At 58.9% G+C, this 13,400-nt stretch carries 8 protein-coding genes; 1 reads left to right on the top strand and 7 read right to left on the bottom strand.

From position 1 onward, the window contains the following. Positions 1-41 precede the first annotated feature (41 nt). Complete coding sequence (gene glpE / locus QLG07_RS21235; RefSeq protein WP_187497916.1) at positions 42-365, bottom strand: thiosulfate sulfurtransferase GlpE; 324 nt, start codon at positions 363-365, stop codon at positions 42-44. A gap of 239 nt (positions 366-604) precedes the next feature. On the opposite strand from glpE, the gene glpD reads away from it, so the two are divergent. Beyond that, positions 605-2,116: a glycerol-3-phosphate dehydrogenase gene (gene glpD, locus QLG07_RS21230; protein ID WP_048917709.1), complete on the top strand. Its 1,512-nt coding sequence runs from the start codon at positions 605-607 to the stop codon at positions 2,114-2,116. A gap of 191 nt (positions 2,117-2,307) precedes the next feature. Here the strand turns inward: glpD and glgP are convergent, their stop codons facing one another. The 6 genes from glgP to asd all read right to left on the bottom strand — a co-directional run bounded on the left by glgP (position 2,308) and on the right by asd (position 13,280). After that, a complete protein-coding gene (gene glgP / locus QLG07_RS21225; protein WP_048917710.1) occupies positions 2,308-4,755 on the bottom strand; it encodes a glycogen phosphorylase in 2,448 nt (815 codons plus the stop codon). A 21-nt stretch (positions 4,756-4,776) separates the two neighbouring features. Continuing rightward, on the bottom strand, positions 4,777-6,210 hold the full coding sequence (glgA, locus tag QLG07_RS21220) for a glycogen synthase GlgA (protein WP_048917711.1): 1,434 nt from the start codon (positions 6,208-6,210) through the stop codon (positions 4,777-4,779). A gap of 31 nt (positions 6,211-6,241) precedes the next feature. Further along, positions 6,242-7,528 carry a glucose-1-phosphate adenylyltransferase gene (gene glgC / locus QLG07_RS21215; RefSeq protein ID WP_048917712.1) on the bottom strand — a complete coding sequence of 429 codons (1,287 nt, stop codon included), beginning with the start codon at positions 7,526-7,528 and terminating at the stop codon, positions 6,242-6,244. A 13-nt stretch (positions 7,529-7,541) separates the two neighbouring features. Next, positions 7,542-9,527 (bottom strand): glycogen debranching protein GlgX, encoded by a 1,986-nt coding sequence (gene glgX / locus QLG07_RS21210; protein WP_282470118.1) that lies wholly within the window; start codon positions 9,525-9,527, stop codon positions 7,542-7,544. Next, on the bottom strand, positions 9,524-11,710 hold the full coding sequence (gene glgB, locus QLG07_RS21205) for a 1,4-alpha-glucan branching enzyme (protein WP_099753512.1): 2,187 nt from the start codon (positions 11,708-11,710) through the stop codon (positions 9,524-9,526). Before glgB ends, glgX begins: the two co-directional genes overlap by 4 nt. Positions 11,711-12,170: 460 nt before the next feature. Then, complete coding sequence (gene asd / locus QLG07_RS21200) at positions 12,171-13,280, bottom strand: aspartate-semialdehyde dehydrogenase (RefSeq protein ID WP_048917717.1); 1,110 nt, start codon at positions 13,278-13,280, stop codon at positions 12,171-12,173. Positions 13,281-13,400 lie beyond the last annotated feature (120 nt).

The following is a 13,400-nucleotide window of genomic DNA, read 5'->3' as shown; positions in this document are numbered from 1 at the left end:
CCGACAAGTTGCAGGGGTAACGCCGCGAGCCAAAATGCGCGTTATTGCGCGTCTACCTGCTGGGGGAAGGTGCTGCGCCAGGCATCGAAACCGCCGTCAATGCTGTAAGCCTCGGCAAAACCCTGGGTCAGCAGGTACTGCGCGGCCCCTTTGCTGCTGTTGCCGTGGTAGCACATCACCAGCACTGCCGGGGCAGATTCAGCCCGGGCAAGGAAGGCGGGCAGGGAGTCATTCGTCAGGTGAAATGCGCCACTAGCATGCCCGGCTGCGTAACTTTGTGGGTCACGAATATCGACCAGCAGCGCGCTGCCGTCTGCCAGTTTCTGCTGTGCCTGCTGCACGCTGATGCACTCAAATTGTTCCATGGTGGGTTCTCGTCACAAGCTAAAAAAGGGAGCGAATAAGTTCCCATTGTAGCCCGAAGGCGGCGCACAATAACCCGGCAGTGATCGGGGAGAAAGCCTTTTTCTTGGGTTAATAATGTTACCTGCATCACGCATAAATGTTTTTATTAGGTTAACGCTGGCATCAATGTTGGTTTCCGACTAATATAATGCTCGAAAACGAACATTATTGAAAGATTCCGAACATCGGAGGAGATGACGTGGAAACCAAAGATCTGATCGTAATCGGCGGCGGTATTAACGGTGCCGGTATTGCGGCTGATGCTGCCGGGCGCGGACTGTCGGTGCTGATGCTGGAGGCGCAAGACCTCGCCTGCGCCACCTCTTCTGCCAGTTCTAAACTGATCCACGGTGGCCTGCGCTATCTGGAACATTACGAATTCCGTCTGGTGAGCGAAGCGCTGGCCGAACGTGAAGTACTGCTGAAAATGGCGCCGCATATTGCCTTCCCGATGCGATTCCGCCTGCCGCACCGCCCGCACCTGCGCCCGGCGTGGATGATCCGCGTGGGTCTGTTTATGTACGATCACCTGGGCAAACGCACCAGCCTGCCGGGCAGTAAAAGTTTGCGCTTTGGCTCAGATTCGGTATTAAAACCTGAAATCGTGCGCGGTTTCGAATATTCCGACTGCTGGGTGGATGATGCGCGCCTGGTGGTGCTCAACGCGCAGGAAATTGAAAAGCGCGGCGGCGAAGTACGTACCCGCACCCGCGTAACGCGCGCATGGCGTGAAAACGGCCTGTGGAAGGTGGAAGCTGAAGACGTCGACAGCGGCAAAACCTTCACCTGGCAGGCTAAAGGCCTGGTGAATGCCGCCGGCCCGTGGGTGAAGCAGCTGTTTGATGACAGCCTGAAGCTGAAATCCCCTTACGGTATCCGCCTGATCAAAGGCAGCCACATTGTGGTGCCGCGCGTGCATACTCAGAAGCAGGCGTATATTCTGCAAAATGAAGATAACCGTATTGTGTTTGTTATCCCGTGGATGGACGAGTTCTCGATTATCGGCACCACCGACGTTGAATACCAGGGCGACCCGCAGAGCGTGAAGATTGACGATAACGAGATCGACTATTTGCTCAAGGTGTTTAACGCGCACTTCAAACAGGACCTGGTGAAAGACGATATCGTCTGGACTTACTCCGGCGTGCGTCCGCTGTGTGATGATGAATCCGATTCTCCGCAGGCCATTACCCGTGACTACACGCTCGACGTGCACGATGATGCCGGTCAGGCGCCGCTGCTCTCGGTATTTGGCGGCAAGCTGACCACCTATCGTAAGCTGGCCGAGCATGCGATGGAAAAACTCAGCAAGTATTATCCGAATATCGGAGCAGCCTGGACCAAAAGCTGCGTGCTGCCGGGCGGAAACTTTGCCGGTACGCGTGAAGATTACGCCGCCAGCCTGCGTCGCCGCTTCCCGTTCATTACGGAAGCGATGGCACGTCACTATGCGCGCACCTACGGCAGCAATAGCGAAGTGTTGCTGAAGGATGCCACCAGCCTGGAAGATCTCGGCGAGCTGTTTGGTCACCACTTTTACGAGGCGGAGCTGCGTTACCTGGTGGATCATGAGTGGGTGCGTGCCACCGATGATGCCATCTGGCGCCGTACCAAAGAGGGGATGTGGCTGACCGATGAACAGCAGGCGCGCGTCACCGAATGGCTGGCGCAGCACGGTAAAAAACCCACTGTACTGTCGTTAGCGTCGTAATAGAAAATGGGGTCGGGCATGCCCGACCCCTGCGGCATTGCAGCGGTGACATTATGTAGGAGCGAGGCATGCCCGAGCCCTGCGTCATTGCAGCGGTGACATTACGTAGGAGCGAGGCAAGCCCGAGCCCTGCGTCATTGCAGCGGTGACATTACGTAGGGGCGAGGCATGCCTCGCCCTTACCCGTTCAGCTACAGCCGCACCGGCTTAATCGCCCAGATCTCATCCGCATACTCCTGGATGGTACGGTCCGACGAGAAGTAGCCCATATTGGCGATGTTGTGCACCGCACGACGCGTCCACTCCTCCTGATTGCGATACAGCTTATCCACCTCATCCTGCATATCCACATAGCTACGGTAGTCGGCCAGCAGCTGATAGTGGTCGCCAAGACTGACCAGCGAATCAAAGATATTGTGGTAGCGCCCCGGCTCCTGCGGGCTGAATAGCCCGGTAGCGATCTGCGTCAGCGCCTGATGCAGCTCGGCATCTTTCTCATAAAAATCACGCCCGTTGTAGCCGCTGGCGCGCAGCGCCTCCACCTGCGGCGTGGTGTTACCGAAGATAAAGATATTCTCCTCACCGACGTGCTCCTGCATTTCGACATTAGCCCCGTCCAGCGTACCGATAGTGAGCGCGCCGTTAAGCGCAAACTTCATGTTACTGGTGCCGGAAGCCTCGGTGCCCGCCAGCGAAATCTGCTCGGAGAGATCGGCCGCCGGAATAATGATCTGCGCGATACTGACGCCATAGTTGGGAATAAACACCACCTTCAGCTTGTTCTTCACCTGCGGATCGTTGTTGATCACCTGCGCCACATCGTTGATCAGATGAATAATATGCTTCGCCATAAAATAAGCCGAGGCGGCTTTCCCGGCGAAGATGTTCACGCGCGGCACCCAGTCGGCGGTCGGGTCCGCTTTGATGCGGTTATAGCGGGTGATGACATGCAGCACGTTGAGCAACTGGCGCTTGTACTCGTGGATACGCTTGATCTGCACATCGAACATCGCGCGCGGATCGATAACGATATCCATCTTCTGGCTCACCCAGGCGGCAAGGCGCTTTTTATTCGCCAGCTTGGCGGCGCTGACCTGCTGAATAAATTCCGGGTAGTCGATGTGCTGCTCCAGCTCGGCAAGCTGGCTCAGCTCGGTACGCCAGTTGCGGCCAATGGTGTCATCCAGCACGTCGGAGAGCGCCGGGTTGGCCAGCGCCAGCCAGCGGCGCGGCGTCACGCCGTTGGTTTTGTTGCAGAAGCGGCCGGGGAACAGGGTGGCGAAGTCGGCAAACAGTGACTGCACCATCAGGTTGGAGTGCAGCTCGGAGACGCCGTTGACCTTGTGGCTGACCACCACCGCCAGCCACGCCATGCGAATGCGCCGGCCGTTGTTCTCGTCGATGATCGAAATCCGCGACAGCAGCGCCCAGTCATCCGGGTAATACTCCTGAATGGTCTTCAGGAAGTAGTCGTTAATATCAAAGATGATTTGCAGATGGCGCGGCAGGATCTTGCCGATCATATCCACCGGCCAGGTTTCCAGCGCTTCCTGCATCAGCGTGTGGTTGGTGTAAGAGAACACCTGGCAGGTGACTTCGAACGCGTCATCCCAGGTAAATTTGTTCTCGTCGATCAGTAAGCGCATCAGCTCGGGGATCGCCAGCACCGGGTGAGTATCGTTGAGGTGCAGCGCGATTTTGTCCGCGAGGTTGTCAAAGGTCTGGTGCATCGCCCAGTGGCGGTGGAGGATATCCTGCACCGTGGCAGACACCAGGAAATACTCCTGGCGCAGGCGCAGCTCGCGGCCTGAGTAGGTGGAGTCATCCGGGTAGAGCACGCGCGACACGTTCTCCGAGTGGTTTTTATCTTCCACCGCCGCGAAGTAATCCCCCTGGTTAAACTTACCGAGGTTAATTTCATTACTCGCCTGCGCCCCCCACAGCCGCAGCGTGTTGGTAGCATCGGTGTCATAGCCGGGGATAATCTGGTCATACGCGGTCGCCAGCACCTCTTCGGTTTCCACCCAGCGGGCGCGGCTGCCCTCCTGCTGGATACGCCCGCCGAAGCGCACTTTGTAGCGGGTGTTAAAGCGCTCGAACTCCCACGGATTACCGTACTCCAGCCAGTAGTCTGGCGACTCGGCCTGGCGGCCGTCGACGATATTCTGCTTAAACATGCCGTATTCGTAGCGGATGCCGTAGCCGCGCCCCGGCAGGCCGAGGGTTGCCAGCGAGTCGAGGAAGCAGGCCGCCAGACGGCCCAAACCGCCGTTGCCCAGGCCGGGGTCGCTCTCTTCTTCAATCAGCTCTTCGAGGTCAAAGCCCATCTCATCAAGCGCCGCTTTGGCATCATCATAGATACCCATCGCCAGCAGCGCATTCGACAGCGTGCGCCCGACCAGAAACTCCATTGACAGGTAGTATACCTGGCGCACGTCCTGCGACAGCTGCGCACGGTTTGATCGCAGCCAGCGCTCCACCATGCGGTCACGCACCGCCAGCAGCGTGGCGTTAAGCCACTCATGCTTGTTGGCGATTGAGGGATCTTTACCGATGGTGAACATCAGTTTATAGGCAATCGAATGCTTAAGTGCATCTACGCTGAGCGTCGGGGAGGCGTAGGAGAAAGGTGCGTTCATATCAATTTTCCCATTTACTGGTTACAACAAACGTTGATAAAGATCGCGGTAGGCCACCGCAGCCACCTGCCAGCTAAAATCCATCCCCATCGCCTGACGCTGAACGTAGCGCCACAATGAAGGACGGGACCAGAGTACAAAAGCACGTCGGATAGCACGCAGTAATGACCAGGCGTTACTGTCTTCAAATACAAAGCCGCTGGCGATGCCATCGGCTAAATTTTCCAGCGAACTGTCATTGACCGTGTCGGCCAGCCCCCCGGTGCGCCGCACCAGCGGAAGCGTGCCGTATTTCAGGCCATAGAGCTGCGTTAGCCCGCACGGCTCAAAACGGCTCGGCACCATTATCACATCGGCACCGCCCATGATGCGGTGCGAGAACGCTTCGTGATAGCCAATCTGCACCCCCACCTGGCCGGGATACTCGGCGGCAGCGGCGAGGAATCCCTGCTGGATATCCGCATCCCCCGCCCCCAGCAGCACCAGTTGTCCACCCTGCTCCAGCAGTCCGGGCAGCGCTTCCAGCACCAGGTCGAGACCTTTCTGCTTGGTCAGGCGGCTGACCACGGCGAAGACCGGCACTTTATCGTCGGTCTTCAAACCCATCGTCACCTGCAGCTGGCGCTTATTCTCCTGCTTCGCTTCCAGTACGTCACGGTTATAACGTGCGCTTAACAGTAAATCCTGCTGCGGGTCCCAGATTGCCGGGTCGACACCGTTCAGGATCCCCGTCAGCCTGCCCTCCAGCTGACGCTGTTTGAGCAGATCTTCCATGCCGTAACCGAACTCCGGCAGGGTTATCTCGCGCGCGTAGGTCGGGCTGACGGCGGTAATGTGATCGGCGTAAAACAGCCCGGCTTTCAGGTAGGAGATCTGACCAAAGAACTCCAGGCCGTGCATATTGAAGAACGACTGCGGCAGCTGAATTTCTTCCAGGTGGTGCGCTTTAAACAGCCCCTGATAGGCGAGGTTGTGCACGGTAAACACCGACTTCGCCGGGCGCCCGCGAGCGGCCAGATAGGCACAGGTCAGGCCAGCATGCCAGTCATGCGCGTGCACCACATCGGGCCGCCAGTGGCTATCCAGCCCGCAGCCCAGTTCACACCCCACCCACCCTAACAGCGCAAAGCGCAGGTAGTTATCGGTATAGGCAAACTGCGACTCATCGTGATACGGGCTGCCGGGCCGCTCGTACAGGCCCGGCGCATCGATCAGGTAGATCCCCACCCCATTGAAGTGCCCAAACAGCAGCTCAACTTCGCCCGCAAAAGTTTGCATCTTCGCCACCACCTCGGTGTTGGGGATGCCTTTTTTCAGCGCCGGAAACGCTGGAATTAATACCCGGGTATCGGTGCCTTCCGCAATTTGCGCCGCCGGTAATGCCCCAACAACATCAGCAAGCCCGCCGGTTTTCAGCAGCGGGAAAATTTCTGAACAGACATGTAACACCTGCATTATCGGCTCCTTTATTCAAGCACATACCTGACTAACGCCATCCGAGCTTCGCCAGCATCGTCCGGGTGACCAGCACTATTCCTTCTTCAGACCGGTGGAAACGTCGGGCATCATCGTCCGGGTTTTCGCCAATCACCGTCCCTTCTGGCAGCTCGCAGGCGCGGTCAATCACGCAGCGGCGCAGGCGGCAGGAGCGACCCACCACCACGTCCGGCAGTAATACCGACGACTCAATATTGCAGAAGGAGTTAATCCGAACCCGTGAGAACAGCACCGAGTTCACTACTACCGAACCGGAGATAATGCAGCCCCCCGATACCAGTGAATTCATCGTCATACCGTGACTGCCCGAGCGGTCCTGCACAAACTTGGCCGGCGGCAGCGGCTCCATATGGGTACGGATAGGCCAGCTGCTGTCGTACATGTCCAGCTCAGGCATTACCGAGGCAAGATCGAGGTTAGCTTTCCAGTAGGCCTCCAGCGTGCCGACGTCGCGCCAGTAAGGTTCTGCCGTCTCATCCTGCTGCACGCAGGAGATGCTGAAGGAGTGTGCGAACGCCTCACCGCTGGCAACGATTTTCGGCAGCAGATCTTTGCCAAAATCGTGATTCGACTCCGGCAGCTCCATGTCATCTTCCAGCAGCCCGTACAGGTAGTCGGCATCAAAGACGTAGATGCCCATGCTGGCTAAGGCTTTGCTGTCATCGCCGGGCATCGACGGCGGGCTGTCCGGTTTCTCAAGGAATTCGACCACTTTGTTGTCGTCATCCACCTTCATCACGCCAAAGGCGCTGGCCTCATGCAGCGGCACCGGCAGGCAGGCGATGGTGCAGCGCGCGCCGCTGTCGACGTGGTCGATCAGCATGCGCGAGTAGTCCATCTTGTAGATGTGGTCCCCGGCGAGGATCACGATGTACTTGGCGCGATAGCGGCGGATGATATCGAGGTTCTGCGTCACCGCATCCGCCGTGCCGCGATACCAGTGTTCCGTCGACAGGCGCTGCTGGGCGGGCAGCAGGTCGACAAACTCATTCATCTCTTCATTGAGGAAAGACCAGCCGCGCTGGATATGCTGCACCAGCGTATGCGACTGATATTGGGTGATCACCGCGATGCGCCGGATGCCGGAGTTCAGGCAGTTGGAGAGCGCAAAGTCGATGATGCGGAATTTACCGCCGAAGTGAACGGCGGGCTTAGCGCGTTTGGCAGTCAGGTCTCTTAGGCGCGTTCCGCGACCACCAGCGAGGATCAAGGCGACAGTTTGGGTTGGCAATTGTCTTGCCAACATGACAGGGTCGTTCTTATCTAATTTGCTCATGTCTGACTCCTATTTATGATTGTTTCTGGAACACGCACACACCGTGCGCGGCTCCATGCCAGACAGTTAACAGAATCGGGTTATCATCCCCGGCGAAGGGAGGAATGGCATGCCATTGCCCCTGAGGTAACACCAGGTCGCACACTTCTTCGGTGGCGTTGCAGGTTATCAACCAATGCTGTGAAAGCTGGATCTGCAAACGATGCACACCCTGCTCCCACTCCGCAGCGCTGAGCGGCAGCCCCTGGCTGTTCAGCCACTCAACGTTGCCATCTCCCTCCTGCCACCAGCTATCCTGCTGCAGCGCCGGGATGCGGCGACGCAGATGGATCAAAGCGGCAGTGAAGGCAAATAAACCGCGGTCTTGCCGCTGCCAGTCCAGCCACGTCAGTGGGTTGTCCTGGCAATAGGCATTATTATTTCCGTGCTGGCTGTGGCCGTGTTCATCCCCGGCCAGCAGCATCGGCGTTCCCTGCGCCAGCAGCAGGGTGGTCAGCAGCGCATGCACGCTGCGCCGCCGATGCTCGGTAACCAGCAACGGTGCCTGCAAGCCTTCCACGCCGTGGTTGTGGCTGAAATTGCTGTTACTGCCGTCGCGGTTATCCTCGCCGTTGGCCTCGTTATGCTTTTGCCCGTAGCTGACCACATCACGCAGCGTAAAGCCGTCGTGCGCGGTGATCAGATTGATGCTGCTGGAGGGCTGGCGCTGGGCGCGCTGGAACACATCGCTGGACCCGGCAAAGCGGCGGGCGAAATCGCCGTTGCTGAGATCGCCGTGCAGCCAGTAGCGCCGCGCCGCATCGCGAAAATGGTCGTTCCACTCGGCAAACGGTGGCGGGAAATTACCCACCTGGTAGCCGCCGGGGCCGATGTCCCACGGTTCGGCAATCAGCTTGCAGGCCGAGAGCAGCGGATCGGCGACGATCGCCTGGAACAGCGGCGCATCCGCCCGATAGTCCGGCGTGCGCCCCAGCACGGTGGCGAGGTCGAACCGAAAACCGTCGATATGGCACTCCTCCACCCAATAGCGCAGGCAGTCGAGCGCCCACCCCATCACCGCAGGGTGGCTGAGGTTCTGCGTGTTGCCGCAGCCGGTCCAGTTGCGGTACGCGCCCTGCTCGTCCAGCCAGTAATAGCTCTGGTTATCGATGCCGCGCATCGACAGGGTCGGGCCGGTCTCTTCCAGCTCGGCGGTATGGTTGAACACCACGTCGAGGATCACCTCAATCCCCGCTTTGTGCAGCGCCTTTACCGCCTGCTGAAATTCACGCCTGGGGTGCAGCTCATTACGCCCGGAAGCGTAGCGCGCCTCCAGCGCATAGCAGGCCAGCGGGTTGTAGCCCCAGTAGTTGCTTAAGCCCTGGCGCAGCAGGCGCGGCTCGCTGGCGAAGCTGGCGACGGGCAGCAGTTCGAGGGTGGTAATGCCGAGGCGCTTGAAATAGTCAATCATCACCGGATGACCCAGCGCAGCGTAGGTGCCGCGGATCGCTTCCGGCAGCTCAGGATGGAGTTTAGTCAGCCCACGCACGTGCGCCTCATAAATCACCGTGCTGCCCCAGGGTATGCGTGGCGCGACATCATCTTCCCAGTCGAAATCATTCGCCAGCACCACGCTTTTCGGTGCCAGCGGCCCGCTGTCAGTCGGGTCTGGCTGCTGCACGCCACACTGGAAACACGGGTGGTCAGTCACCTCGCCCACCACTTCGCACGCACGCGGATCGAGCAGCAGCTTAGCCGGGTTAAAGCGCTGGCCGATCTGCGGCTGCCAGGGGCCGTGTACCCGGTAGCCGTAGCGCTGACCGGGGCGCACGGCGGGCAGATAGCCGTGCCAGATATCCCCGCTGCGCGCCGGCAGATCAACGCGGGTTTCGCTACCGGCAGCGTCAAACAGGCACAGCTCCACGCGCTCGGCGTGCTGCGAAAACAGGGTAAAGTTCACCCCTCTGCCATCATAGCTGGCCCCCTGCGGAAAGGGCTCACCGCTGCGGATGGGCGTCATTCAGCCTCCCGCACCAGCCACAGCGTAGCGAGCGGCGGCAGCGTTATGCTCAGCGAGTGGCTGCGGTTATGGCTGCCCCAGTCGTCGGTGCTGAGGGTGCCAAGATTGCCATTGTTACTGCCGTGATAGTGGCCAGAATCGGTATTCAGCACTTCACGCCAGCGCCCGGCACCAGACACCCCAAAGCGGTAGTTGTAGCGCGGTACGGGAGTAAAGTTGCTGGCGACGATCAGCTCATTGCCGTCGCGGTCGCGGCGCACAAAAATAAATACCGAGTTATCGAAATCATCCACCACCAGCCACTCAAAACCGGCCGGATCAAAATCCTGCTGATAGAGCGGCGGGTTGGCCTGATAAGTGTGGTTAAGATCGCGCACCAGCCGCTGCACGCCGTTGTGCCAGCCGTCTTCGCCCTCCAGCAGATGCCAGTCCAGGCTGGTATCGTGGTTCCACTCTTTCCCCTGGGCAAACTCGTTGCCCATAAACAGCAGCTTTTTGCCGGGGAAGCCGAACATCCAGCCGTAATAGGCGCGCAGGTTAGCGAACTTCTGCCAGGCATCGCCCGGCATGCGGTCGAGGATCGAGCGCTTGCCGTGGACCACTTCATCGTGCGACAGCGGCAGCACAAAGTTTTCGGTGTAGTTGTAGAGCATGCCGAAGGTCATCAGGTCGTGATGATGGCGGCGATAAATCGGGTCGAGCGACATATAGTCGAGAGTGTCGTGCATCCAGCCGAGGTTCCACTTAAACCAGAAGCCCAGCCCACCCATCTCCTGCGGTCGCGACACGCCGCCAAAATCGGTCGACTCCTCCGCCACGGTAATTGAGCCGGGCGCGGCGTGGCCCAGCGTGCGGTTGGTGTAGCGCAGGAAAGAGATTGCTTCAAGATTCTCGCGCCCGCCAAGGTGGTTTGGCACCCACTCACCTTCGGCGCGGCTGTAGTCGCGATAGATCATCGATGCCACGGCATCCACGCGCAGCCCGTCGATGCCAAAGCGCTCCACCCAGTAGAGTGCATTGCCCGCCAGATAGTTGCTGACCTCGCGGCGCCCAAAGTTATAGATCAGCGTGTTCCAGTCCTGGTGAAAGCCTTCACGCGGGTCGCCGTGCTCGTACAGCTCGGTGCCGTCAAACTTCGCCAGGCCAAAATCATCGGATGGAAAGTGGCCCGGCACCCAGTCGAGCAGCACGTTCAGCCCGGCCTGGTGCGCGGCGGTAATAAACTCACGGAACTCGTCGCGGGTGCCAAAGCGGCGCGTCGGCGCATACATTCCCAGCGGCTGGTAGCCCCAGCTGCCGTCGAACGGATGCTCATTAATCGGCAGCAGTTCAAGGTGGGTGAAGCCCATCTCTTTAACATAGGGCACCAGCTGCTCCGCCAGCTCTTTGTAGCTGAGCCAGAAGTGGTTATCGGTGTGGCGGCGCCAGGAGCCGAGGTGAACCTCGTAAATCGAGATCGGGGCATCAAAGCCGTTGGCGCGCTGGCGCTCCGGCGAGAGCGTGGTTTTTTCCGGGATACCGCAGATCATTGAGGCCGTTTGCGGGCGCATCTGCGCTTCAAAGGCATACGGGTCAGCCTTCAGTCGCAGCTGGCCGTCTTTATCGATGATCTCAAATTTATACAGCTGCCCGGTGCGGGCGGCGGGGACAAACAGTTCCCAGACGCCAATTTCCCGCCGCAGGCGCATCGGATGGCGGCGGCCGTCCCAAAAGTTAAACTCGCCGACCACCGAGACGCGCTGCGCGTTCGGCGCCCATACCGCAAAGCGCGTGCCGATCACCCCATCAATGACGTCGGCATGCGCCCCCATGGTTTCGTAGGGACGCAGGTGCGTGCCTTCCGCCAGCAGCCAGCTGTCCATTTCCGGCAGCAGTGGGCCAAAGCGGTAGGCATCATCAATCAGGTTTTGCTCGCCGTGCCAGGTGACGGCCAGCTGATAGCGAAAGGGATTTTTCCGGCGCGGTACCACGCCATGAAAGAAACCGCGTGAGTCCTGGCACTCAAGCTGCACGCACTTTTGCCCGGTACGGGTATCGATCACCCAAACTTCAGTGGCATCCGGCAACAGGGCGCGCACTTCAAGACCGCTTGCGGTCTGGTGCATACCCAGCAGGGAAAAGGGGTCAGCAAAATGACCAGAAACTAATGCATTGATAACATTGCGATCTACAAGCTCTGACATGACTTTCTTCCCGTGATGGTCGGCAGGCGAAAATTAAGCCAGGGAAGGCATAACCCATGCACTGCTCTTCATTGAGCCTAAATCACGCTGGCAGGACCGGACCTTCCCTTGGAAAAAACCGCCGCCGCGCGCAACAAACTAACCGTTCATAAAGCAAAATTATTCTGGGAGAGTGACGTTTTAAGCATAGCCAGGGCACAACAATAACCCTGCCTGAAAGCGTAAATATATTTCTTTCAGATCCACGTTTGTTGTTGTAGAGGCGAGAAGCAGGAAGCTAAGTGCATTCTTAAAAAGGCCGGAGGGCAGCGCCCGTGGCACGGTTAAGATGCTGAAATCTGACGCAGAGGATCGTCAGAAAAGAGATTACGGGTGGATCTGGTTTTAGTGAAAGCGCTGGAGCACTAAGATACAGGGTGACATCTTCCCCCGCGTCAAAACGGGGGAAGCGTCACAACTTTTAACCGACCAACAGGCGTAACATGCGGCGCAGCGGCTCGGCCGCGCCCCACAGCAGCTGATCGCCGACGGTGAAGGCAGAGAGATACTCCGGCCCCATGTTCAGCTTACGCAAGCGGCCAACCGGGGTGTTCAGCGTGCCGGTCACGGCGGCTGGGGTCAGTTCACGCATGGAGATCTCACGGTCGTTCGGCACCACTTTCACCCATTCGTTGTGCGAAGCCAGCATCTGCTCAATTTCGCCCAGCGGCACATCTTTTTTCAGCTTCAGCGTAAAGGCCTGGCTGTGGCAGCGCAGCGCACCGACGCGGACGCACAGGCCATCCACTGGGATCACGCTGCTGGTACGCAGAATTTTGTTGGTTTCCGCCTGCCCTTTCCACTCTTCACGCGTCTGGCCGTTATCCAGCTGCTTGTCGATCCATGGGATCAGGCTGCCCGCCAGCGGCACGCCGAAGTTATCGGTTGGCAGCACGCCGGTGCGGCTCAGCTCGGTGACTTTGCGTTCAATATCGAGGATGGCAGAAGCCGGGTCCTGCAGCTCTTTCGCCACGTGATTGTGCAGCATGCCCATCTGGGTCAACAGCTCGCGCATATGGCGCGCGCCGCCGCCGGAAGCCGCCTGGTAGGTCGCCACTGACGCCCACTCAATCAGATTGTTTTCAAACAGGCCGCCCAGCGACATCAGCATCAGGCTGACGGTGCAGTTGCCACCGACGAAGGTTTTAATCCCTTTATCGAGGCCGTCGTGGATCACCTTATGGTTGACCGGGTCGAGGATGATAATGGCATCATCTTTCATGCGCAGAGTGGAAGCCGCATCAATCCAGTAGCCATTCCAGCCCGCCGCGCGCAGCTTAGGATAGATGTCACTGGTGTAATCGCCACCCTGACAGGTGATGATGATATCCAGCGCCTTCAGCGCTTCAATATCAAACGCATCCTGCAGCGTGCCTGCCGAGCGGCCGCCAAACTCCGGCGCGGCCTGGCCGTGCTGAGAAGTAGAAAAGAATACCGGGCGGATCACATCAAAATCGCGCTCTTCACTCATGCGCTGCATCAGCACCGAGCCAACCATGCCGCGCCAACCTACCAGTCCAACTGTCTTCATCATGCACCTGCTTCAGGCTACTTTACTTGCCATTCTGCCTCCCGGCAGTGCGCGCAATCCTCACGTACTACAGTACGCTGCGGTTGCTGTGCGCTGGCGGTAAGCAAACTGGCTGCGCCA

It is taken from the genome of Erwinia sp. V90_4 (assembly GCF_029967685.1).
Lineage (GTDB): Bacteria > Pseudomonadota > Gammaproteobacteria > Enterobacterales > Enterobacteriaceae > Erwinia > Erwinia aphidicola.
This window is presented reverse-complemented; position numbering and strand designations above follow the sequence as displayed.

What these genes read in the sequence shown, in the direction of transcription:
- glpE (WP_187497916.1), bottom strand. Translation starts at nt 365, where the DNA reads ATGGAACAATTTGAGTGCATCAGCGTGCAGCAGGCACAGCAGAAACTG.
- asd (WP_048917717.1), bottom strand. Translation starts at nt 13,280, where the DNA reads ATGAAGACAGTTGGACTGGTAGGTTGGCGCGGCATGGTTGGCTCGGTG.
- glgB (WP_099753512.1), bottom strand. Translation starts at nt 11,710, where the DNA reads ATGTCAGAGCTTGTAGATCGCAATGTTATCAATGCATTAGTTTCTGGT.
- glgA (WP_048917711.1), bottom strand. Translation starts at nt 6,210, where the DNA reads ATGCAGGTGTTACATGTCTGTTCAGAAATTTTCCCGCTGCTGAAAACC.
- glgX (WP_282470118.1), bottom strand. Translation starts at nt 9,527, where the DNA reads ATGACGCCCATCCGCAGCGGTGAGCCCTTTCCGCAGGGGGCCAGCTAT.
- glgP (WP_048917710.1), bottom strand. Translation starts at nt 4,755, where the DNA reads ATGAACGCACCTTTCTCCTACGCCTCCCCGACGCTCAGCGTAGATGCA.
- glgC (WP_048917712.1), bottom strand. Translation starts at nt 7,528, where the DNA reads ATGAGCAAATTAGATAAGAACGACCCTGTCATGTTGGCAAGACAATTG.